Consider the following 22494-nt stretch of genomic DNA (forward strand, 5'->3'; position numbering starts at 1 on the left):
ACGACCGCCGAGCTCACTGGCACAGTTCGACGATCTGGCGGCGCACCGCGTCGCTGTCCGCCATCCGTCCGGACTGGATCGGGTCAGTGTTCGGAACCCCGGCCAAGGCATGGATCCCGATGTCCTGCAACGAGTTCGCGAAAGATCTGACGGCGGTCGCCAGGTCCTCGGGTGTGCCGGCGTCGAGGGTTCCCAACAGATACTGACCGCCGCCGAGGAGCGCCAGCCGCGCATTGCCGGCCACCGCCGTCTGGGCCACCGGATCCTCGCCGAGATCGAGATGCGTCTGCAGCGGGATCGCCGTGCTCACCACCTGAAACGCCCCGCACACCCGCGCGGTGGAATCGGGCGGGGACGGCGCGTCAGCGGTGCCCGACCGGACGTCGAACAGCGCCCAGCCGGCCAGCCCGACGGCCACGACCGCGATCGGCAGCGCTGTGCGCGCCGTCCAGTCGCGGACCGGCCTCACCTGTACCGGTGTTCGCGAGACCGCGTGACGGGCAGTGGGTTTCGATTCATTGCGGGTTTCCGACAAGGTCAGGTCCTTGCTGCTCGAGATCGACGTCGACATTGAGGGGATACAGCCTCGACGCGGCTGCGCAGAGCGGTCTGGAGGGCCGGTGCGCACCTCCCGGGACGCGGCATACCGCGTCCCGGGAGGTGTCCGCGGGTCAGGACATCAGCCGTCCCGGTCCGAGCCGCCGCGACCGGCGCGCGGAACGCCGGCACCGTTGGCACCGTCACGACCGCTTCGGCCGGCCGCGCCGTCCTGCCCGTTCTGGCCGCTGGACCCCGGATAACCGGCGCTCGGGTCGGTGACATTCCCGGCGAATCCACCGGTGCCGACGCCGCCGAGGCCGCCGGTGCCGGTGCTCACGCCGCCGCGGCCGCCGAGACCGGCCCGGCCGTTGCCGCCGTTGATGCCGAACACGCCGCGCAGCCCACCGGTGCCGCCGCGTCCGGCGCTGCCGCCGTTACCGCCGTCACCGCCGTTGCCGCCGTCGGCATCGGTGTCGCCGCCGTTACCGCCGTGACCGCCCCAGCCGCCGGAACCCCCGATACCGAGGAAACCGCCGCGACCGCCGTGACCACCGTTGCCACCGTGGGATCCGTTTCCGCCGTCAAGGCCGGGTCGGCCGTCCAGGGCTTTGACGTGTTCGCCGTCCTCGGCCATCGGATGCGTTCCCGACGAGGAGCCGCCGTTGCCGCCGCGCCCGCCGATGCCGGTGCCGGTGCCGTCCTCACCGTCCTCCCCTTGGCGGTCGGTGTAGACGCCGGGCGTGTGGCTCTCCCCGTGCGCACCGGGCGTGCCGCCGTCCGGGTTCCCGCCCACGACGTCGACGCCGTCGACACCGGAACCACCCCAGCCACCCGCGCCGCCGAGGTTGAACAGCGAGAAGAATCCGACATTGCCGCCATTCCCGCCGTGACCGCCGTCAAGCGCGTTGTTGTCGGTGGTGCGGTAGCCGTTCCCGCCGTTACCCCCGTTGCCTGCCAGGCTCAGCAACGAGATGATCCCGGTTCCACCGCCGTGACCGCCGTTGCCGCCCAGGCCGCCGTCACCACCGTCACCGCCGCGGCTGAGCTTCGAGAAGAGCCCGGTACGCCCACCGCTGCCGCCGTCGCCGTCCACCCCACCGGCACCACCGTCACCGCCGCGGCCGAAGAAGGAGAACAGGCCGATGCTGCCGCCGTTGCCGCCCCGGGCCCCTTCCCCACCGGCGCCGCCGTCACCGCCGCCGCCGAAGAACGAGACGACACCGCCGTAACCACCGTTGCCGCCTGCGCCGGTGGTGCCGTTGCCGCCGTCCCCGCCCCGGCCGAACACCGACCACAGCCCGGCGCGGCCACCGTCGCCACCGACCGCGCCGTCACCGCCGGCACCGCCGTTGCCGAGCTTCGAGAACAGCCCGGCGTCGCCGCCGGTGCCGCCCCGCGCGCCGTCGAGGCCGGTGCCACCGTCACCTCCGTTGCCGAAGAACAGGCCGCCCCGCCCGCCGTGGCCGGCGACCTGCCCCTCACCGGAGACGTCGTATCCGTTGCCGCCGTTGCCGAGGAACAAGCCGCCGTTGCCGCCGTTGGGGTTGTCCTCGGTGCCGTCGGCGCCGTTGCCGATGAAGATGTTGAGGCCCGGGATGGCCCCCGCCATGTCGAAGAACGAGCCGGCCAGCTCGCCGGGGTCGAGGTGGGATGCGAACGTCGCGGCCGCCAGCCTGGGGGGAGTCGGCGCGTAACCGTTCCCGAAGAAGTACCACGGGTCGAGATCGAAGGGGGCCTGCGGGGCCGGCGCGACCGGCGCGACCGGAGCGGCCTGTGCGGTGGCGGCGGTGAGCAGAGATACGCCGGCGGGTGCAGCCACGACCAGGCTGGCTCCGCCGATCGCCGCTGCCGCCGCCACCAACGGCTTACGCGATCGCCGGAAACCCGGACCGTCGATCTGGTGGGTGGACAGCTCTGACCCTTCTCTTAGGAAATTGCGAAACGCAACGAGCAAGCTATCACCACTGGTAGCGCGATGGTGTTTACTTTGTATCAAGATCAATCTGTGATATACATCGCGGATCGACCTTAGCAGAGTTTGCCAATGCCGGGGATGCTAAGCCGAGAAGAATCGTTGACCTGGCCGTTTTCGACATCTCGGCCCGAAGAGCGTAATTGCCGCTGTTGCTGATAATTGCGGAAACGCAGGTGGTTGCGTGGGCAGGCCTTCGATTGTCACTTTGCTGATCGGACTAATAAAATTCACACAGCAATCTCAGCTACGCAGGTTTCGTCCCGACGGCGGGACACTCACACCGACCTGCCGAGCAGATCGGACACGGGTTCCAGGACACGGGTCAACGATGGGTTCAACGAAGGAACACCCGCCCGATGCGGGACGATGCGGGACGGCCTGAGCGTGTGCAGGCTTACATGAACCAGGTCCGCCGGACCGGCCTGGTCGATTCTCGTCCGGGACAACCCCGGGCCGGTGTTACTTCTCGGCCCCGGTGTTACTTCTCGGCCCCGGTGTTACTTCTCGGCCGGGGCGGCGACCTCGTCGGTGCGCTGCAGCAGCCGTACGAAGTCGGCGATGCTCAGCGTCTCACCGCGACGGGCCGGGTCGATGCTCGCGGCCAACAACCGCCGCGCCGACTCGTTCCCCGAGCCCGCCCACTGGGCGAACGCATTGCGCGAGGTCTTGCGGCGCTGCGCGAACGCGATGTCGATCAGCTCGAACACCCGCTCCCGGAACTCCGCGTCCATCGGCCACTTCGGTGACTCGTAGCGGTCCAGCCGGACCAGCCCCGAGTACACCCGCGGAATCGGCCAGAACACCGTCGGCGACACCATGCCGTAGCGCCGCACATTGCCGTAGAAGCGCACCTTCGCGCTCGGCACGCCGTATTCCTTGCTGCCCGGTTCGGCGGCGAGCCGCTCGGCGACCTCGGCCTGCACCATCACCATCACGGTGCGGATGGTCGGGAACTCGGCCAGCAGGTGCAGCAGCGCCGGCACCGCCACGTTGTAGGGCAGGTTGGCGACCAGCGCCGTCGGCTGGGTCTCGAGGTCCTGCGGATACAGATCCAGGATGTCGCGGTTGAGCACGATCAGCCGGTTGATCTCACTGTGTGAGTGGTCGGCGATCGTCTTCGGCAGCTGGCGGGCCAGCACCGAGTCGATCTCCACCGCGGTGACGTGCGCCCCACGATCGAGCAGCCCCAACGTCAACGAGCCCAGACCGGGACCGACCTCCAGGACATGGTCCTGCTTGTTGATCCCGGATGCGGACACGATGCGCCGCACCGTGTTGGCATCGTGGACGAAGTTCTGCCCGAATGCCTTACGAGGGCGAAACTCGATCTCTTTCGCCAGGTGTCGTATCTCGGTTCGCCCGAGCAGCCGGATGGTCAGCGTACTCCCAATCTCGCACTACACGTCGGCCACGCCCCCCAACCTTGGCGTGCCCGAGTGACCTCAGCAATCGCGATCTGTTCCTCTTTCGTGGCCAGATCTGCCCTGGGAGCATACCTCAGACCACCGTTGCGTTCCCAAGTATTTTGATCGAATTGCACGCCGCCGTAATAACCGTTCCCGGTGTTGATGGCCCAGTTACCTCCGGCTTCGCATCGGGCAAGGGCCTCCCAAATTGCCAGATTCGTTATCGGCGGCACCTCGGTTCCGGGTTTCGCGCCGACCCGCAGCACACCATCCCTTGCGGGTTCAACAATCACATTGGCTACTGGCAATCTGCCGGTTTCGACGCCGTTCACCTTCGACACCGCGAACGTCACGTCCTGCACGCCGGGCCGGCCGGGATCCTCCACGATGGTGCGGCTCTTGTTGAGGGTCTCGTCCTCGATGCGCCGGTTGTTCGGCGCGAGCGGGAGCCGTTCGGTGACCTTCTCGACCCGCACCCGGGTCACCTCGACATGCATGCCGTCGGTCACCGGCGCCGACGGCGGCGGTGACACCTTGTCCTGCTGCTCCAGCGGCGCGCCGGCCGCTTCCAGCAGATTTGCCACAGTGGGCGCGGCAAGGTGCACGGTGCGCAGCTCACCACCGTCGTTGATGTGCACGGTTTTCGGGCTCACCACCGGAAGCGACATGCCGGCCAGCGGAACGCGGCTGGCACGCGACGCCGCGGCCGGCGCCTTGTCCGCCATCGACAGCTGCGCCAGCGCCTCATCGACGGTGGAGGCCGTCGTCCACACCTGTTCGCTCTTCTGGCCGTCCAGGGAGATCTCCAACGGCCGGCTGCGCCGCAACACGATGGTGTCGTCGGCGCTGATCCGTTCCCCGGCCGCGGGGAACAGATCGTCCCGCTCCCCCACGGTGAACCCGTTCTCCTCGACGACGTCGATGACCCGGGACTTCATCGTCGACACGGTCATCGGGGCGCCGTCGACCGACAGTGTGACCGTCTTGTGGGCCGACACCGCGTATCCGCCGGCGGCGGCCAGCACCACCAGCAGGGCACCGACGACCAGTCGCAGCGCCGGGGAGGGGTTTTCGTGGATCTTGTGCAGAACGTTCACAGTCGCAAATTCCCAACGGGCTGGGGGCCGGCGTGCGGCAGCGGAATACCAGAACTGATCACAGGACGGTAACGAATCGGTCTAGATGCGGCAACTTTCGTCAAGACCGTACACGCTCACGGCCGTGTCGGCGGTCTCCCACGCCACGTCCTCGGCGGGTCTGCCGAGCAGATCGGCCAGCGCCCGGACAGTGTAGGGCAGACAGTACGGCTCGTTGGGCGCACCCCGGTACGGATGCGGGGTGAGATAGGGCGCATCGGTCTCGACGAGCATCTGACCGGGCGGGATCAGCGGGGCCGCCTCATGCAGCGCGCGGGCGTTGCGGAACGAGACGGTGCCGGACAGGCTGAGCACCCACCCGGCCTCCACACAGGTCCGTGCCATCACCGCGTCGGACGAGAAGCAGTGCATGATCACCGTCTCCGGCGCCCCCTCCGCGCGCAGCACGTCGAGCACCTCGGCATCGGCCTCGCGGTTGTGGATCATCAGTGGTTTCCCGGTGCGTTTGGCCAGGTCGATGTGCCAGGCGAAGGCCTCGCGCTGGGCGGCCGGATCGGCGCACCCGTCGAGGCGGCCGGGCCAGTACAGGTCCATACCGGTCTCCCCGATCGCCACCACCCGGGGGTGCGCGGCCAGCGCCTCGAGCTCGGCGCGGGCCTGGTCGGTCAGGGCGTCGGCGCGGGTGGGGTGCAGCGCCACCGCCGCATACACCCGCGAATCCCACTCCGCGGCCCTGGTCACCCAGCGCGCCGACGCCAGATCATCGGCGATGGTGACCGCGGCCCGCACCCCGGCCGCACCGGCGCGGTTCATGATCCGCCGCACGTCGTCGGCGTCCCGGGCGCCGCAGGCGTCGAGGTGGGTGTGCGCGTCGACCAGCGGGGTCAGCGGCTCGGGAGCCGGCGGCTTGGGCCGTTCGGTCGGGCGGGTGGACGAGCTGGTCACCAGAACACCATAAGGTTGAGGAGAAATGAGCGAGCCTTACTACCTCACCACCGCGATCGCGTACCCGAACGGCGACCCGCACGTGGGTCACGCCTACGAGTACATCGCGTCGGACGCCATCGCCCGGTTCAAGACGCTCGACGGTTACGACGTCCGGTTCCTCACCGGCACCGACGAGCACGGGCAGAAGATGGCCGAGACGGCCGCGGCCGAGGGCATCCCCACCGCCGAGCTGGCACGTCGCAACTCCGACAAGTTCCAGCGGCTGCAGGAAAAGCTCAACATCAGCTTCGACCGGTTCATCCGCACCACCGACCCGGACCACATCGAGGCGTCGCGGGCGATCTGGCGCCGCATGAACGACGCCGGCGACATCTACCTGGACACCTACAAAGGGTGGTACTCGGTGCGCGATGAACGGTTCTTCACCGACGCCGAGACCACCGTCCGCGACGACGGCAGCCGGGTGGCCACCGAAACCGGCGCCCCGGTGACCTGGACCGAGGAACCGACCTACTTCTTCCGGTTGTCGGCCTACACCGACCGGCTGCTCGCCCATTACGAGGCGCATCCGGAGTTCATCGGACCCGAGGTGCGGCGCAACGAGGTGATCAGCTTCGTCTCCCAGGGGCTGCGGGACCTGTCGATCTCCCGCACCACCTTCGACTGGGGTGTGCCGGTCCCCGACCATCCCGAGCACGTCATGTACGTGTGGGTCGACGCGCTGACGAACTACCTGACCGGTGTCGGCTTCCCCGACACCGAGTCCGAACTGTTCCGCCGGTACTGGCCGGCCGATCTGCACATGATCGGCAAGGACATCATCCGGTTCCACACCGTGTACTGGCCGGCGTTCTTGATGTCGGCCGGACTGGAGCTGCCGCGGCGGGTGTTCGCCCACGGCTTCCTGTACAACCGCGGCGAGAAGATGAGCAAGTCGGTCGGCAATGTGATCGACCCCAACGACCTGGTCGACACGTTCGGGGTGGATCAGGTGCGTTACTTCCTGCTGCGCGAGGTGCCGTTCGGCCAGGACGGCAGCTACAGCGAGGAGGCCATCATCAGCCGCATCAACGCCGACCTGGCCAACGACCTGGGCAACCTCGCCCAGCGGTCGCTGTCGATGGTCGCCAAGAACCTCGGCGGCGTGGTGCCCGAACCCGGACCGTTCACCGACGACGACTCCGCGCTGCTCGACGCCGCCGACGGGTTGCTGGAGCGGGTGCGTCGGCACTACGACGACCTGGCCATGCATCTGGCGCTGGAGGCCATCTGGTCGGTGCTGGGCGCGGCCAACCGGTACTTCTCCGCCCAGCAGCCCTGGGTGTTGCGCAAATCGGAGTCGTCGCAGGACCAGATACGCTTCCGGACCGTGTTGTACACCACGTTGGAAGTGGTGCGAGTGGCGGCACTGCTCAGCCAGCCGGTGATGCCGGAGGCGACAGGTAAACTGCTTGATCTGTTGGGCCTGCCAGCCGAACAGCGCACGTTCGCCACCATCGGCATCCGCATCACGCCCGGCACCGCGCTACCCGCACCGGTCGGGGTGTTCCCCCGCTACCAGGCGGAATGAGGTCTGCCTCGCAACGATGAAACTACTTGCAACCACCGGCTTGCAACGAGTGAAAAGTGAGAGTCCACGGCCATGAACCGGCTACACGAGAAACTGCAGGACGTCTACGAGGAAGTAGCGCGGCGTAACCCCGGCGAGGACGAGTTCCATCAGTCGGTGTACGAAGTGCTCCAGAGCCTCGGCCCGGTGGTGGCCAAGCACCCCGAGTACGCCGATTCGGCGGTGATCCGCCGGCTGTGCGAGCCGGAACGGCAGATCATCTTCCGGGTGCCCTGGGTCGACGACAACGGCACCGTGCAGATCAACCGGGGCTTCCGGGTGGAGTTCAACTCCGCGCTCGGCCCGTTCAAGGGCGGGCTGCGCTTCCACCCGACCGTCTACCTGGGCATCGTGAAATTCCTGGGCTTCGAGCAGATCTTCAAGAACTCGCTGACCGGGATGCCGATCGGCGGCGGCAAGGGCGGCGCCGATTTCGACCCCAAGGGCCGCTCCGACGCCGAGGTGATGCGGTTCTGCCAGTCGTTCATGACCGAGCTGTACCGCCACCTCGGTGAGTACACCGACGTGCCGGCCGGCGACACCGGCGTCGGCATGCGCGAGATCGGCTACCTGTTCGGCCAGTACAAGCGCATCACCAACCGCTACGAATCCGGGGTGCTGACCGGCAAGGGCACCACCTGGGGCGGTTCACAGGTGCGCACCGAGGCCACCGGCTACGGCACGGTGTTCTTCGTCAACGAGATCCTCAAGTCCACCGACGACACCTTCGAGGGCAAGACCGCGGTGGTGTCCGGTTCGGGCAATGTGGCGATCTACGCCATCGAGAAGATCCACGAGCTCGGCGGCACGGTGGTGGCCTGTTCGGACTCGTCCGGCTACGTCTACGACCCGAAGGGCATCGACCTCGAGATCCTCAAGGAGATCAAGGAGGTGCGCCGCGGCCGGATCGCCGAGTACGCCGAGATGCGGGCCGGTGCAGCGCAATTCGTCAAGGACCGCAATGTCTGGGAGGTGCCCTGCGACATCGCGATCCCCTGCGCCACCCAGAACGAGATCAATGGTGACGAGGCGGCCGCGCTGATCAAGAACGGCTGCCGGATCGTCGCCGAGGGCGCGAACATGCCGTGCTCGCCGTCGGCGATCAAACAGTTCAACGAGGCCGGGGTGATCTTCGCCCCGGGCAAGGCGGCCAACGCCGGCGGGGTGGCCACCAGCGCCCTGGAGATGCAGCAGAACGCCTCCCGCGATTCGTGGACGTTCGTCGACACCGAACTGCGACTGGAGCAGATCATGCGGCGCATCCACAACCGCTGCCTGGTGACCGCCGAGGAGTACGGTCAGCCCGGCAACTACGTGGCCGGCGCGAACATCGCCGGGTTCATCCGGGTGGCTGACGCGATGCTGGCCCTGGGGCTGGTCTGACACCTCCGACCGACCGACGGCCCGTGACTTAGGTCACACCGGGGGCGGGTCCGTCACGTTCGGGGGTCGCCCGGTGTCTTGAAGGCGTAAGCACGTTCAAGACCCAGGGAGCTGACATGACCTCCAACACCGGCACCTCCGTTTCCCGCGTCGTGGTCATCGGCGGCGGGTATGCCGGAGTGATGGCCGCCAACCGCCTCCGGCTCGACCCGTCCGTCGACGTGACGCTGATCAACCCCCGCCCCGACTTCGTCGAACGCATCCGGCTGCACCAGCTGGTGACGGGTTCGGACGACGCGGTGGTGGACTTCGCGACGGTGCTCCACCCCGATGTGCGCCTGGTGGTCGACACCGCCGAGCGCATCGACGCAGCGGACCGCAGCGTCGCACTGGCCTCCGGCGGCACGGTGTCCTACGACCACCTGATCTACGCCGTGGGCAGCAACGCGGGACCGTCGACGGTGCCCGGAGTCGGCGAATTCGCCTACTCCGTCACCGAATTCGAAGACGCCCAGCGGCTGCGCCGCGCCGTCGACGCACGGCCGTGCGACGCCCCGATCACGGTGGTCGGCGCCGGGCCGACCGGCCTGGAGATGGCCGCCGAACTCGCCGAACAGGGCCGCACCGTCACCCTGGTGGGCGACGCGATCGGGCCCTACCTCAGCGAGCCGGGCTGGCGCGCGGTGGCCAAACGGTTCCGCAGGCTCGGGGTGCGGACGGTCGAGGCGCGGGTGGCCGAGGTGCGCGCCGATGCGGTGCTGCTCGCCGACGGCCGCCGCCTCGACAGCGCGGTCACCGTGTGGACCGCCGGGTTCGCCGTGCCGGATCTGGCCGCGCGCAGCGGGCTGAGCACCGACGCGATCGGCCGGTTGCGCACCGACGAGACCCTGACCAGCGTCGACGACGACCGCATCGTGGCGGCCGGGGACGCCGCCGCACCGTCGGGGCAGCCGCTGCGGATGAGCTGCCAGGCCGCCGGCCCGCTGGGGGCGCAGGCCGCCGACACCGTGCTGAGCCGGATCGCCGGGGACCGGCCGGCCCCGCTGGACCAGGCGTTCGCCGGGCAGTGCATCAGCCTGGGCCGCGACGCCGGCATCATCCAGTTGGCCCGCCGCGACGACACCGCGATTCCGGTGTTCCTGTCCGGGCGCGCCGCCGCCTGGGTCAAGGAGCGGGTGTGCCGGGGCACCATCTGGGCGCTGGCGCGGGAGGCCCGCAGGCCCGGCTCGTATCTGTGGCTCAAGGGCGGCAGGCGGCCGGCCCAGCCGGCGCTCGACGAGATGGCGGTGTCATGACCGGTTCCGGCGCACCGTCCGCCCGCGGCGACGAGCATGCCGAACGGTTCACCCATCTGCGGCCGTTGCTGTTCACGATCGCCTACGAAATCCTCGGCTCGGCAACGGAAGCCGACGACGTGCTGCAGGAGAGCTATCTGCGGTGGGCCGAGGTGGACCTGGCGGCCGTGCGCGACACCAAGTCGTATCTGGCCAAGCTGGTGAGCCGGCAGGCGCTCAACGCGCTGCGCGCGGGAGCCCGCCGGCGCGAGGACTACGTCGGCCCGTGGCTGCCCGAGCCGCTGCTGCTCGAGGAGCGCGACGCGTCGGCCGACGTGGTCCTCGCCGAATCGGTGTCGATGGCGATGATGGTGGTGCTCGAAAGCCTCACCCCCGATGAGCGCGCGGTGTTCGTGCTGCGTGAGGTGTTCGGCTTCGAGTACGGCGAAATCGCCACCACGGTGGGCAAATCCGTGACCGCGGTGCGTCAGATCGCGCACCGGGCCCGGTCGCACGTGCATGCCCGGCGCAAACGGTTCGAACCGGTCGACCCCGAAGTGTCCATGGAGATCACCGAACGGTTCCTGACCGCGGCGAGCACCGGCGACATGGACGGCCTGCTGGCCATGCTGGCGCCCGACGCCACCTGGACCGCCGACGGCGGCGGAAAGGCCACCGCGGCCCGGCGCCCGATCGTGGGCGCCGAGAAGGTGGCCGCGGTGATCCTGGGCATCTTCCGGGCCGGTCAACGGCTGCCCGATGTCCGGATCGAGACCGCGATCTACAACTGCGCACCGGCGGTGGTGGTCTACAGCCGCGACAACCTGGAGGGGGTGTTCACCGTCGAGGTGGTCGACGGCAGGATCACCCACTTCTACGCGGTGCGCAATCCGGAGAAGCTGGCCGCCGTCGACACCCCACGCCAGATCAGCCGATAGTGGCATGCGTCACACTGAAGGTGGTGTTGTCACATCTGCGCCGCGACCGGGATCTCAAGGGCATGACTGGACACAACGCAAGAACCCCTGAAATCGGGCGGGACACCCGCGGTCCGAAGGTCGTCGTCATCGGCGGCGGATACGCCGGCACCCTGGCAGCCAACCGGCTGCAACGGCGTGCCGACGTCGACATCACGCTGGTCAACGCCCGCCCGACGATGGTGCAGCGGCTGCAACTGCACCGGCTCGCGGCCGGAACCGCCGACGCCGACGAGGTCACCGCCGACTACCGGGGCCTGCTCGGCGCGCGGGTGCGGCTGGTGGTCGGGGAGGCCACCCGCATCGACACCGCCGCCCGCCGGGTGCAGCTGCGCTCGGGCGCCCCGCTGGAGTACGACTATCTGATCTACGCGGTCGGCAGCACCTCTGCGGTGCCCGAATCCGTTCCCGGCGCAGCCGAATTCGCGTACCCGATGGCGGATTTCGAGTCGGCGCAACGGCTGCGCGCCGTCGTCGACGAGCTTCCGGCACAGGCCTGGATCACCGTGGTGGGGGCCGGGCTCACCGGCATCGAGATCGCCGCCGAGCTCGCCGAACAGGACCGCACCGTCTCCCTGGTCTGCGGTGGCCGGCTGGCCCCGGCGTTCGGCGAACCCGCCCGGCGGTCGATCGCGGCCTGGCTGACCGCCCACCACGTGGCGGTCCTCGAGGACGACTCGGTCGTCGAAGTCCGCCCCGACGCGGTGGTGTTCGCCGACGGTGCGGTGCGGCCCAGCGCCGTCACCGTCTGGGCAGGCGGATTCGGGGTGCCGCAACTGGCGGCGGCCAGCGGTCTGAGCACCGACGCGCTCGGCCGGCTGCGCACCGATGACACGCTGACCAGCGTCGACGACGACCGCATCGTCGGCGCCGGGGATGCGGTCACGTCGTCGGCCACGCCGCTGCGGATGAGTTGCTACGCGGCCGCGCCCACCGCGGCCACCGCGGCCGACACCGTGCTGAGCCGGCTCGACGGCGCCGAACCGGCCCCGTTCGCGCTGGCGTACGTGGGGTCCACGGTCGGGCTCGGCCGGCGCGCGGCCGTCGCCCAGTTCACCCGCGCCGATGACTCCCCGCTGCGCGCCCACCTGCGTGGCCGCATCCCCGCACTGATCAAGGACGCGGTGGTGAAGGGAACGCTGTGGTCCATCCGCCGCGAGGCCCGCAAACCCGGTGCCACGATCTGGTACCGGGGCCGGCGCTCCGCCGCACCGGCGCCCGTCCCCGAACCCGAAACGGTCCGGTGACCGTGGGCTCCGCCGCCGGCGCGGCCGACGGTGAACACGCCGAACGGTTCACCCTGCTGCGGCCGCTGCTGTTCACCATCGCCTACGAGATACTCGGTTCGGCGACCGAAGCCGACGACGTGCTGCAGGACGGTTATCTGCGCTGGTCGCAGGTGGACCTCGGGACGGTGCGCGACACCAAGGCGTTTCTGGCGCAACTGATCACCCGGGAAGCGCTGAAGGTGCTGCGCACCCGCTCCCGGCGCCGCGAGGATTACGTGGGGCCGTGGCTGCCCGAGCCGCTGCTGCTCGAGGATCACGACCCCGAATCCGATGTGGTGCTCGCCGAATCGGTGTCGATGGCGATGCTGGTGCTGCTGGAGACGCTCTCCCCCGACGAGCGCGCGGTGTTCGTGCTGCGCGAGGTGTTCGACTTCGACTACGACGAAATCGCCGGGGCGGTCGGCAAATCCGTGCCCGCGGTGCGGCAGGTCGCGCACCGTTCCCGCGAGCATGTGCGGGCCCGGCGCAAACGTTTCGACCCGGTGCCGGCGGCCCAGACCACCGAACTCGCCGAGGAGTTCATTCATGCGGCCACCACCGGCGATCTGGATCGCCTGCTGTCGTTGTTGGCGCCCGGCGCGACGTTCACCACCGACCACGGCGGCAAGGCGCCGGCGGTGGCCCGCCCGGTCGAGGGTGCGAAGAAGGTCGCCAACCTGGTGATGGGGTTCTTCCGGAACCGCCACCGGGTACCGGATCTGCGGTTGGAGGCGACCAACTGCAACCACGCTCCGGCAGTGCTGGTCTACACCGGCGATCATCTCGAAGCCGTGGTGCTGCTGGAGATCGTCGACGGCGCGATCACCAATCTCTACGCCACCCGCAATCCGGACAAACTGGCCGCAGTCGCCGCGCCCCGCACCATCACTCGCTAGCGTCGTCGGCCTCGGCCGCCGCCGGAGGTGCCGCACTCTCGTTCGGTTCAGCCGGTTCGGGCTGACCGGCCGGCGCGTCGGGGGTGACGTCGGGGGTGACGTCGGGGGTCGGGGTGGCGGCCGGTTCGCCGCGGCGCAGTCCGGGCACCGCACGCAGGCTGTTGCGTACCAGATGACGTGCACTGACCGGCTTTTCCCGTTTCAGGGTGGACCGGCCGGTCTGCACCGGGGGTTCTTCGACCGGGGCTTCGACGACCGGGGTCCGCTTGTCCGGCGTGGATGTCGCGGACGCCACGGTGATGCCCTGCCCGGCATTGTGCTGTGTCGCTGGCCCGGGCGCCGGAGTGAGCGGCGGCAGCACCCGCACCGGGGCCGGCTCGCCGTACGGGGTGTTGCGGTCGTAGCCGAGGTCGACGATGCGGCGCACATACGGTTCGAGGGCGTCGACGAACTCCTCCGGCACACCGAGGTCCCGCAGCGGCCGCAGCAGCGGCAACTGTTCGGTGCGGATGAGGTAGTAGGTGGTGTCCCCGTACTGTTGCACGATCGTCCGCTCCGGATCATCGAGGATGTCCGGGTTCTCGGTCAGCAGCTCGTAGTACCCGCCGTGCAGGTAGTAGATGCCCAGGATCGCGTTGGCGGTGGCGACCAGGTTCAGCGGATAACGCGGAAAGTCGGCCCAGCCGTCGAATTCGCGGGCCACGTCATAGCTGTCGAACGGACCGTCGGCCGGAGCCGGGGTGGCGCCGTTGAAGGTGACCCCCAGGATGGGGATGTACAGCCCCGGGAACCGCGCCAGCAGGCCGCCGTTGGGCCGGTTCGGGTTGGCCACCATCACGAATGTCACATCCGGCGCGGTGTCCGGGTCGGGATACTCGGCGAGCAGCCGCTGCTTCTCCTTCGTCGCGATCACCGCGCTCTGCGAGTGGCCGAACACCACGATCGGGGTGTCGCTTTCGATCGCGCCGTCGACCATCGGGGTGAGCATGGCCTGACCCGCCGCCACCGAGGCGTCGAAGGTCAGCGAATCCAGCCCGGTGGCCGGCCAGAACTCGCCGGGCACCCCGAGGTAGTCGACCGCCCCGGGAGCGCCCGCCGTCGCGCCGATCACCGCGGTCGCGTACGCGGTGAACTCGTCCTGGCTCGGGATGTAGCCGATCTTGGTGCCCGGCATGATGATCGCGTCGGCCGTCGCGGTCAGCCGCAGCGCGGCGGCCCGCTCGGGCTGCCCGGCCGGGCTCGCGACGCCGACCCCGCCCCACGTCAGCGCGCCAACAGCCACCACACCGATGAATGCTCGTCTCACGAGCAACTCCTCCCACCCCGCAACACTGCAGCAAACAATACCCGGGTGCGGGCGCCGCGCGTCGGCGGTTCTGACAGGCTGAGGACGTGAGAATCGAGGCCTTGGGCGAACTCGGCCCCGCGACGGCGGTGTTACGCACCCTCGAAGCGGCCACCGCCGCCCGCGGTCTGCCGCCACCTGCGGCGTTGATCGGCGACTGGTTCGGGGCGCGGGCCGTCATCGCACCCTCGGTCGCGGTGGAACCGGTCGCGCCCGACGCGGTGTTCGCGGGGCCGACCGGCGTCGGCGGGACGGCCGTCGGCGGAGGCTGGTTCGGCTACCTGTCCTACCCGGACAGCCCCGATGCGGGGGACCGTTCCCCGGAAAGCCGGGCCGCGCGCCTTCCGGAAGCCGCAGGCGGCTGGTCCGACTGTGTGCTGCGCCAGGACCGCGACGGCCGCTGGTGGTACGAGAGCCTCACCGGCACAACCGTTCCCGACTGGGTGGTGGCGGCCCTGCGCACCCCGCAGCCGTCGCGGCCGCACATTGTGCGGTGGACGCCACCCGACCGCACCGCCCACCGGTTCGGGGTGACGGCCTGCCTGGACGCCATCGGCGCCGGGGAGATCTACCAGGCATGTGTGTGCACCCAGTTCGTCGGCCGCATCGACGGCGCACCGATCGACTTCTTCGCCGACACCGTCGCCCGGACCGGACCGGCGCGCGCGGCCTACCTCGCCGGGCGGTGGGGCGCGGTGGCGTCGCTGTCCCCGGAACTGTTCCTGCGCCGGACGGGCGAGCACATCGCGTCCAGCCCGATCAAGGGCACCCTGCCCCGCGACGCCGACCCGGCCGCGCTGCGCGCGTCGGTCAAGGACGTCGCCGAGAACATCATGATCGTCGACCTGGTGCGCAACGATCTCGGCCGCATCGCCCGCACCGGCAGCGTCACCGTGCCCGAACTGCTGGCGGTGCGACCGGCCCCCGGGGTGTGGCATCTGGTGTCCACCGTGGCCGCCCGGGTGGATCCCGCCGTGCCGATGGCCGCCGTGCTGGCCGCGGCCTTCCCGCCGGCGTCGGTCACCGGTACCCCGAAACTGCGGGCCCGCCAACTGCTCTCCCGCTGGGAGCCGTTCCGGCGCGGGGTGTACTGCGGCACCGTCGGGCTGGCGTCGCCGGTGGCGGGCTGTGAACTCAACGTGGCGATCCGCACCGTCGAGTTCGACCCGCACGGCGCCGCGGTGCTCGGCGTCGGCGGTGGCATCACCGCGGACTCCGATCCCGATCGGGAATGGCAGGAGTGCCTCGACAAGGCCGCCCCGTTCGTCGGAGCGGACCGAGGTCCGCGTCTAGGCTCGCGCCCGCAGGACGGCGTCGTACAGCTCACGACGTGACGGCGCACCCGGATGGGCGGCAACCACCTGCGCGCAGGCGTCCTTGACCCGCATGCCGTTGTCGACCAGCGCGCTCACCTCGGCGACCAGGGCGTCCAGGTCGGCGCGCGCCACCCCGCCGGCCAGCACCACGGTGATCTCCCCCAGCACCCCGCCGGCGGACCAGTCGGCGAGCTCGGCCAGGGTGCCGCGGACGATCTCCTCGTGCGTCTTGGTCAGCTCGCGGCAGACCACCGCACGCCGGTCGCCGCCGAGCACCGCCACGGCGTCGTCCAGACACTCCGCGAGCCGGCGCGGCGACTCGAAGAACACGCAGGTGCGGGGCTCGTCGGCGAGGGTGCGCAGCCAGCTGCGCCGGGCGGCCTGCCGGCGCGGTGCGAAACCCTCGAAGCAGAACCTGTCGGCCGGCAGCCCGGACACCGCCAGCGCCGTCGTCACCGCCGACGGCCCGGGCAGACACGTCACCGGCAGGTCCGCCTCGATGCAGGCCGTCACCAGCCGGTAGCCCGGATCGTTGATCAGCGGCATCCCGGCATCGCTGACCAGCAGCACCGTCGCCCCGTCCGCGATCTGCCCGATCAGCCCCGGCACCCGGGACGCCTCGTTCTGGTCGTAAAGGCTCACCACCCTGCCGGCCGGGGTGACGTCGAGCAGCTGGGCCAGGGTGCGCACCCGGCGGGTGTCCTCGGCGGCCACCACGTCGGCGGTGGCGAGCGCCTCGATCAAGCGGGCGGAGGCGTCCTTCGGCTGGCCGAGCGGGGTGGCGCCGATGAGGAGTCGACCGGGAGCCATGCCGCACAGCCTACGATCGCAACTGTGACCGCCCCCGCCGCCGACCCCGTCGTCACGCAGCGGCCGGTCCCGGTCATCAGTCCCGGCCCGCTGGTGCCGGTGGCCGATTTCGGTCCGATCGACCGACTGCAGGGCTGGGCGATGACCGCCGTGATCGCCGCGCTGGCCACCCTGACCCGGTTCCTCAACCTGGGCTCGCCGACCGACGCCGGCACCCCGATCTTCGACGAGAAGCACTACGCCCCGCAGGCCTGGCAGATCCTGCACAACAACGGGGTCGAGGACAACCCGGGCTACGGGCTGGTGGTGCATCCGCCGGTGGGCAAGCAGTTGATCGCGATAGGCGAGGCGCTGTTCGGCTACAACGCGCTGGGCTGGCGGTTCTCCGGCGCGGTGTGCGGGGTGCTCACCATCGTGCTGGTGGCGCGCATCGCCCGGCGGATCAGCCGGTCCACCCTCGTCGGCGGGATCGCCGGGCTGCTGCTGATCGCCGACGGGGTGAGCTTCGTGTCCTCCCGCACCGCGTTGCTCGACGTGTTCCTGGTGACGTTCGTGGTGGCGGCGTTCGGCTGTCTGATGGTCGACCGCGACCAGGTGCGGGCCCGGATGCACAACGCGCTGGTCGAGGGCCGCATCGCCGAAACCCCGTGGGGGCCGCGGCTGGGGGTGCGGTGGTGGCGGTTCGGCGCCGGGGTGCTGCTCGGACTGGCCTGCGCCACGAAATGGTCCGGACTGTATTTCGTGGTGTTCTTCGGCCTGATGACGTTGGCGTTCGACGTCGTGGCCCGGCGTCAGTACCACGTGCCGCGGCCGTGGCTGGGGGTGCTGCGCCGTGACGTCGGGCCGGCCGCCTATGCGCTGGGCCTGATTCCGGCCGGGGTGTACCTGGCGGCGTTCGCGCCGTGGTTCGCCTCGGAGACCGCGATTCACCGCTACGCGGCGGGCCGGGTGATCGGCGAGAGCAGCCTGCTACCGATCCCCGACGCGCTGCGCTCACTGTGGCATTACCAGTACGGGGCGTTCAAGTTCCACTCCGGGTTGACCAACGCGGCGGGCAACCACCATCCGTGGGAGTCCAAACCGTGGACCTGGCCGATGTCGTTGCGGCCGGTGCTGTATGCGATCGACAACCAGAACGTGCCCGGGTGCGGCGAGGCGTCGTGCGTCAAGGCCGTGATGATGGTCGGCACACCGGCGATGTGGTTCATCGCGGTGCCGGTGCTGGGCTGGGCGTTGTGGCGGGCGTTCGTCAAACGGGACTGGCGATATGCGGCGGTGCTGGTCGGCTACGGCGCGGGGTATCTGCCGTGGTTCGTCGACATCGACCGGCAGATGTACTTCTTCTACGCCACCACCATGGCGCCGTTTTTGGTGTTGGCGATCGCGCTGATCCTCGGCGACATCCTGTACAAGCCCACCCGCAACACCGAACGCCGCACCCTGGCGTTGCTGGTGGTGAGTTTCTATGTGGCCCTGGTGTTGACGAACTTCGCGTGGTTGTACCCGATCCTCACCGGCCTGCCGATCTCCCAGTCGACCTGGAACATGCAGATCTGGCTGCCGTCCTGGCGCTGAGTTCTGCGCGGGTTTCTGCACCCAGGGCTGTCGCCGAGGGTTGTCCACAGCCCTGGGTGCAATCCTGCGCGTCGACACGGGATTTGTCGGTCGCCGCCGTGAGCATCCCGGCATGCGCGAGGTGTTCATCGGCAGCGCTGCGCTCCGCGGCGGAGGACTCACGCGGGGCCGGTTGCGGTGGAATTACCGGGCGATGTACCCCGATGTCTACGTGGCGAAGGACCGACCGCCGACACTGCGGCAGTTCATCGTCGGCGCGTGGCTGTGGTCCGGACGCGAGGGCGTCATCACCGGGCGGGCGGCGGCCGCGCTGCACGGCGCGAAGTACGTCGACGACGCCACACCGATCGAACTGATCTGGAAAGCCGGGAGACCTCCCCCGCGCATCATCGTCCGCAACGAGCGACTCGATGCCGCGGATGTCACCACCGTGGACGACATGCTCGTGACCACACCGGCCCGCACCGCGTTCGACCTCGCGAGACATCTGCCGCGTGACGCCGCCGTTCGTCACCTCGACGCACTGGCAGGTGCGACCGGCGTGTGCGCCGCCGACGTGTTGCCGCTCGCCGATCGCTATCGACGTGCCCGCGGCCTGCCCCGTGCCCGCGTGGCGCTGGACTTGATGGACGGCGGAGCGCAGTCCCCGCGGGAAACGAGGCTGCGGCTCATCCTCGTCGACGACGGGCTGCCCCGCCCGCGCACGCAGATCGGGGTCAGTGACGGCGTCAACGAGGCGTTCATCGACATGGGATGGGACGAACCGATGGTCGGACTCGACTACGAGGGGGCACACCACAGCGCCGACCGCCGCCAGTACGTCCACGACATCGGGCGGGCCGAGCTGATCGTAGGGCAGGGCTGGCTGGACATCCGGGTGGTGGCCGAACACAGTAGGCGCTTCATCCTGCACCGCACCCGCGAAGCCTTCGCCCGACGCGGTTGGCACCTGCCGAAACCTGTCTGATACGCCGCGGAAGATTGCACACAGGGCTGTGGTTTCGGCCCCGCCACAGCCGTGGACGCAAAATCGACAACGGTCAGATCGGGTCGCGCGCGGCGGGGCAGGACATGCAGCGGGGGCCGCCGCGGCCGGTGCCGAGTTCGGACGCCGCGACGGCCAACACCTCGATACCGGCGGCCTCGAGCCGGGCGTTGGTCTCCACATTGCGTTCGTAGGCGATCACCACACCGGGCGCGATGGCCAGCGTGTTGTTGCCGTCGTCCCACTGCTCGCGTTCGGCGATCACCGGATCGAGCCCGGTCGGGATCACCCGCAACCGGTCGATCCCCATCGCCCTGGCCGCGGCCTCGAGGAACGGCGCCTCGTCGTCGATCGCCACGCCGGAGGGCCGGCGGCGAATCGTGAACGCCGACAACGAGTCCACCACATTCGGGTACATCACCACCGCGTCCACGTCGACCATCGTGCACACGGTGTCCAGGTGCATCTGCGCGCGGCCCTGCGCGATCGGCACCGCCAGCACGGTGTGCGCCAGATCGTCGTCGAACAGGCTGCGCGCCAACGCTTCCGCACCGGCGGGCGTGGTGCGCTCGCCCACCCCCACCGCCACCACCCCGGGCGCCAGCAGCAGCACGTCGCCGCCCTCGACCGGCGCCGACCGCGATTCGTACGCGCGGCGCACCCCGAGGAACCGGGGATGGTGCGCATAGATCACATCGGTCAGCGAGGTCTCCCGGCTGCGCGCCGGCAACGCCAGTGACGTGATCGCCACCCGTGGGCCGATCCAGAACGACGAGTCGCGGGTGAACACCAGGTTCGGCAGCGGCTCGATGACGAAGTCGCCGCCGTGGTGCATGCGCCGCACCAGCGACAGCTCCCCCGGCCCGAACGGCAGCTCGTCGAACGTCATCCCGGCGATCAGCACATGCGCCAGCTCGGCCGGCTCCAGAGTCCGCAGATAGGACGAAAGCTCTTGGGACAGCGGAATTCCCAGCCGTCGCGGATCGACCGCCGCGCCGATGCCGTGCATCCGGGCCGCCCCGCTGTGGCCCAGCGCCTCGGTCAGCAGATCCGCGAGCAGCAGCACCTCGACACCGCGGGAACGCAGCAACGCGGTGAACTCGTCGTGCTCCTCCTGGGCCTTGCTCACCCAGGGCAGGCCGTCGAACAACAACGCGTCACTGTTCTGCGGGGTCAGCCGCATCAATTCGGCGCCCGGCCGGTGCACGATGATGACCCGCAGCCTGCCGACCTCGGAGTCCAGACCCAACGGCGGTGCAGATGTCACAGTTAGCAACTTAGCGGCAATCCCGACCTCAACTATTGTTCAGGTCATGGGAGCGCACGAGCTGACCCCCAGTGAGATGTCAGCCCGCAGCGGGGTGGCGGTCTCCGCGCTGCACTTCTACGAGCGCGAAGGGCTGATCACCAGCCGGCGCACCGCGGGCAACCAGCGCCGCTATCCCCGGGAGATGCTGCGCCGGGTGGCGTTCATCCGGATGTCGCAGCGGCTCGGTATCCCGCTGGCCCGCATCCGCGAGGCGCTGGCCACCCTGCCCTCCGACCGGGTGCCGACCAGCAAGGACTGGGCGGAGTTGTCCGCCGGCTGGCGCGCCGACCTCGACGAACGCATCCTGCACCTGCAACGGTTGCGCGACAACCTCGCCGACTGCATCGGCTGCGGCTGCCTGAGCCTGAAAACCTGTGCCCTGAGCAACCCGGACGACGCACTGGCCGCCCGGGGACCGGGCGCCGCACGGTTGTGACACTTCGAACGCCTGTGCGATAACCTGAGGGTTATGGGGCTGGCTCTTCAGGGCTCGCTTTTCGATTACGACGAGCGTCGCATGCTCGGCGACGGCGCCTGGGTCGAGGTGCGCTGTGGTTGGCTCACCGACGCCGACACGCTGTTCGACGAACTGGTCGAGGTGATTCCCTGGCGCGCCGAGCGCCGGCACATGTACGACCGCATGGTCGACGTTCCGCGGCTGGTCAGCTTCCACAATCTGGTCGACGAGCCGGCGCCGCATCCCCGGCTCAAGCAGATGCGCCGCCGCCTCAACGACGCGTACGCCGGCGAGCTGGGCGAACCGTTCGTGACCGCCGGTCTGGCCTACTACCGCGACGGCTCGGACAGTGTCGCCTGGCACGGCGACACCATCGGCCGCAGCCGCACCGAGGACACCATGGTGGCGATCGTCAGCCTGGGCGCCACTCGGACGCTGGCCATGCGGCCGAAGGGCGGTGGGCGCAGCCTGCGGTTTCCGCTCAACCACGGTGATCTGCTGGTGATGGGTGGCTCGTGTCAGCGCACCTGGGAACACTCGGTGCCGAAGACCACCAAACCGACCGGGCCGCGGATCAGCATCCAGTTCCGCCCGCGCGGCGTGCGCTGAGCCCGGCGCCGGCGGCGCCTCAGCCGCGCACCGCGTCGACCGCGTCGACGAGCAGGTTGCGCGCCCGTTCGGTGTCGACCGGTTCGACCGGCTGATCCGGCAGCACCAGCGGATTGGCGGTGACGATCACCGCGTAGTTGTCGAAACTGGCCACATAGCTGAAGACCTCACCGCGGTTGGGTTGCTGCCCGGCGAACCGGGTCTCCAGCGTGCGGTGCGTTCCCACCGTCTCGGCCCCGTCGATCTGGGGCGACTCGACGTTCTCCACCACCCCGCCGGCGTTGGGCCCGTCGAAGGTGACCCGTTTGCAGTTGTCGGCCGGCTTGTTCAGCGAGATCGGCTCGGACGTCTCGAGCGCGATGGCGATGAACCGGTTGCCCTCCCCTTCAGCGGTGATCGCGGCCATGTTGCCCTGCAGCCCGGGTTCCAGCAGCCGATTGCTGCCGAACTGATCGCATTCCGGCGGGTCGAACGTCAAACCTGGCGGAATGGGCTGGGATTCGAACAGCCGCGGATCGATACCGGCCTTGGGCACCTCGGTCACCTTGAACTCGGGACCGAAGCCCTCCCCGAGGGTGTGGATCCTGGTGATATCGGCCTGCGGGGCGTCCTGCTCGGCGTCGTCGGTGCTGCAGGCCGTCAGCCCGGTGAGCACCAGCGCCACGACGAGCGCTGACTTCAGCTTCAACATCGCCGTCAATGTACCCGGCGGGTG

General features: G+C 69.7%; 20 protein-coding genes. 11 read left to right on the forward strand and 9 right to left on the reverse strand.

Annotation, left to right across the window (positions count from 1 at the left end; genetic code table 11):
• Positions 1-13: 13 nt before the first annotated feature.
• The 5 genes from CKW28_RS18135 to CKW28_RS18155 form a co-directional block, all read right to left on the reverse strand.
• Positions 14-469 (reverse strand): hypothetical protein, encoded by a 456-nt coding sequence (locus CKW28_RS18135; protein ID WP_040546144.1) that lies wholly within the window; start codon positions 467-469, stop codon positions 14-16.
• 210 nt (positions 470-679) lie between these two features.
• A complete protein-coding gene (locus CKW28_RS24335) occupies positions 680-2494 on the reverse strand; it encodes a PGRS repeat-containing protein (protein WP_157997575.1) in 1815 nt (604 codons plus the stop codon).
• 518 nt (positions 2495-3012) lie between these two features.
• The gene (gene rsmA, locus CKW28_RS18145) at positions 3013-3894 is read right to left on the reverse strand and encodes a 16S rRNA (adenine(1518)-N(6)/adenine(1519)-N(6))-dimethyltransferase RsmA (protein WP_040546114.1); all 882 of its coding nucleotides are present in this window, start codon (positions 3892-3894) and stop codon (positions 3013-3015) included.
• Entirely contained in the window at positions 3891-5018 is a 1128-nt protein-coding gene (locus CKW28_RS18150) for a resuscitation-promoting factor (protein ID WP_003924099.1), read from the reverse strand. Before CKW28_RS18150 ends, rsmA begins: the two co-directional genes overlap by 4 nt.
• An 81-nt stretch (positions 5019-5099) precedes the next feature.
• Positions 5100-5963 (reverse strand): TatD family hydrolase, encoded by an 864-nt coding sequence (locus tag CKW28_RS18155; RefSeq protein WP_003924100.1) that lies wholly within the window; start codon positions 5961-5963, stop codon positions 5100-5102.
• Between the two features lie 25 nt (positions 5964-5988).
• On the opposite strand from CKW28_RS18155, the gene metG reads away from it, so the two are divergent.
• The 6 genes from metG (at position 5989) to CKW28_RS18185 (ending at position 13373) form a co-directional block, all read left to right on the forward strand.
• Positions 5989-7536, forward strand: coding sequence for a methionine--tRNA ligase (gene metG / locus CKW28_RS18160; protein WP_003924101.1), 1548 nt, complete (start codon positions 5989-5991; stop codon positions 7534-7536).
• Positions 7537-7608: 72 nt separating this feature from the next.
• Positions 7609-8958 (forward strand): NADP-specific glutamate dehydrogenase, encoded by a 1350-nt coding sequence (gene gdhA / locus CKW28_RS18165; protein ID WP_003924102.1) that lies wholly within the window; start codon positions 7609-7611, stop codon positions 8956-8958.
• Between the two features lie 116 nt (positions 8959-9074).
• Positions 9075-10253: an NAD(P)/FAD-dependent oxidoreductase gene (locus CKW28_RS18170; protein WP_003924103.1), complete on the forward strand. Its 1179-nt coding sequence runs from the start codon at positions 9075-9077 to the stop codon at positions 10251-10253.
• Positions 10250-11170 (forward strand): RNA polymerase sigma-70 factor, encoded by a 921-nt coding sequence (locus CKW28_RS18175; protein ID WP_003924104.1) that lies wholly within the window; start codon positions 10250-10252, stop codon positions 11168-11170. The genes CKW28_RS18170 and CKW28_RS18175 overlap by 4 nt, the downstream gene beginning before the upstream one ends.
• A gap of 62 nt (positions 11171-11232) precedes the next feature.
• Entirely contained in the window at positions 11233-12456 is a 1224-nt protein-coding gene (locus CKW28_RS18180) for an NAD(P)/FAD-dependent oxidoreductase (protein WP_050811884.1), read from the forward strand.
• Entirely contained in the window at positions 12453-13373 is a 921-nt protein-coding gene (locus tag CKW28_RS18185) for an RNA polymerase sigma-70 factor (RefSeq protein ID WP_003924106.1), read from the forward strand. The genes CKW28_RS18180 and CKW28_RS18185 overlap by 4 nt, the downstream gene beginning before the upstream one ends.
• Here the strand turns inward: CKW28_RS18185 and CKW28_RS18190 are convergent.
• Entirely contained in the window at positions 13363-14679 is a 1317-nt protein-coding gene (locus tag CKW28_RS18190; protein ID WP_131588008.1) for a PE-PPE domain-containing protein, read from the reverse strand. The genes CKW28_RS18185 and CKW28_RS18190 overlap by 11 nt on opposite strands.
• A gap of 86 nt (positions 14680-14765) precedes the next feature.
• Here CKW28_RS18190 and CKW28_RS18195 point away from each other — a divergent pair, with 86 nt between their 5' ends.
• Complete coding sequence (locus CKW28_RS18195) at positions 14766-16052, forward strand: aminodeoxychorismate synthase component I (RefSeq protein WP_003924108.1); 1287 nt, start codon at positions 14766-14768, stop codon at positions 16050-16052.
• On the opposite strand, the gene rsmI is transcribed toward CKW28_RS18195, so the two are convergent.
• Entirely contained in the window at positions 16008-16844 is an 837-nt protein-coding gene (gene rsmI / locus CKW28_RS18200; RefSeq protein ID WP_003924109.1) for a 16S rRNA (cytidine(1402)-2'-O)-methyltransferase, read from the reverse strand. The two genes, CKW28_RS18195 and rsmI, sit on opposite strands and share 45 nt — an antisense overlap.
• 24 nt (positions 16845-16868) lie before the next feature.
• On the opposite strand from rsmI, the gene CKW28_RS18205 reads away from it, so the two are divergent.
• Both CKW28_RS18205 and CKW28_RS18210 read left to right on the forward strand, forming a co-directional pair.
• Positions 16869-18419 (forward strand): dolichyl-phosphate-mannose--protein mannosyltransferase, encoded by a 1551-nt coding sequence (locus tag CKW28_RS18205; protein WP_003924110.1) that lies wholly within the window; start codon positions 16869-16871, stop codon positions 18417-18419.
• 112 nt (positions 18420-18531) lie between these two features.
• Positions 18532-19386: a hypothetical protein gene (locus tag CKW28_RS18210; RefSeq protein WP_003924111.1), complete on the forward strand. Its 855-nt coding sequence runs from the start codon at positions 18532-18534 to the stop codon at positions 19384-19386.
• A 73-nt stretch (positions 19387-19459) separates the two neighbouring features.
• On the opposite strand, the gene arcA is transcribed toward CKW28_RS18210, so the two are convergent.
• Positions 19460-20671 carry an arginine deiminase gene (gene arcA, locus CKW28_RS18215; RefSeq protein WP_234784953.1) on the reverse strand — a complete coding sequence of 404 codons (1212 nt, stop codon included), beginning with the start codon at positions 20669-20671 and terminating at the stop codon, positions 19460-19462.
• 46 nt (positions 20672-20717) lie between these two features.
• Between arcA and soxR the strand changes: the two genes are divergently transcribed.
• Positions 20718-21149 (forward strand): redox-sensitive transcriptional activator SoxR, encoded by a 432-nt coding sequence (soxR, locus tag CKW28_RS18220; protein WP_003924113.1) that lies wholly within the window; start codon positions 20718-20720, stop codon positions 21147-21149.
• A gap of 33 nt (positions 21150-21182) precedes the next feature.
• Positions 21183-21779 carry an alpha-ketoglutarate-dependent dioxygenase AlkB gene (locus tag CKW28_RS18225; RefSeq protein WP_003924114.1) on the forward strand — a complete coding sequence of 199 codons (597 nt, stop codon included), beginning with the start codon at positions 21183-21185 and terminating at the stop codon, positions 21777-21779.
• A gap of 19 nt (positions 21780-21798) precedes the next feature.
• Here CKW28_RS18225 and CKW28_RS18230 read toward each other — a convergent pair whose 3' ends face one another.
• Positions 21799-22470 carry a DUF5642 family protein gene (locus CKW28_RS18230; RefSeq protein ID WP_003924115.1) on the reverse strand — a complete coding sequence of 224 codons (672 nt, stop codon included), beginning with the start codon at positions 22468-22470 and terminating at the stop codon, positions 21799-21801.
• Positions 22471-22494: the final 24 nt, after the last annotated feature.

It is taken from the genome of Mycolicibacterium thermoresistibile, from assembly GCF_900187065.1.
GTDB classification, from domain to species: domain Bacteria; phylum Actinomycetota; class Actinomycetes; order Mycobacteriales; family Mycobacteriaceae; genus Mycobacterium; species Mycobacterium thermoresistibile.

Bases quoted from the DNA above. Each gene is read 5' to 3' on its own strand.
- CKW28_RS18230 (WP_003924115.1), bottom strand. From the start codon at position 22,470: ATGTTGAAGCTGAAGTCAGCGCTCGTCGTGGCGCTGGTGCTCACCGGG.
- CKW28_RS18225 (WP_003924114.1), top strand. From the start codon at position 21,183: ATGGGGCTGGCTCTTCAGGGCTCGCTTTTCGATTACGACGAGCGTCGC.
- gdhA (WP_003924102.1), top strand. From the start codon at position 7,609: ATGAACCGGCTACACGAGAAACTGCAGGACGTCTACGAGGAAGTAGCG.
- rsmI (WP_003924109.1), bottom strand. From the start codon at position 16,844: ATGGCTCCCGGTCGACTCCTCATCGGCGCCACCCCGCTCGGCCAGCCG.
- CKW28_RS18210 (WP_003924111.1), top strand. From the start codon at position 18,532: ATGCGCGAGGTGTTCATCGGCAGCGCTGCGCTCCGCGGCGGAGGACTC.
- CKW28_RS18170 (WP_003924103.1), top strand. From the start codon at position 9,075: ATGACCTCCAACACCGGCACCTCCGTTTCCCGCGTCGTGGTCATCGGC.
- CKW28_RS18175 (WP_003924104.1), top strand. From the start codon at position 10,250: ATGACCGGTTCCGGCGCACCGTCCGCCCGCGGCGACGAGCATGCCGAA.
- metG (WP_003924101.1), top strand. From the start codon at position 5,989: ATGAGCGAGCCTTACTACCTCACCACCGCGATCGCGTACCCGAACGGC.
- CKW28_RS18180 (WP_050811884.1), top strand. From the start codon at position 11,233: ATGACTGGACACAACGCAAGAACCCCTGAAATCGGGCGGGACACCCGC.
- soxR (WP_003924113.1), top strand. From the start codon at position 20,718: ATGGGAGCGCACGAGCTGACCCCCAGTGAGATGTCAGCCCGCAGCGGG.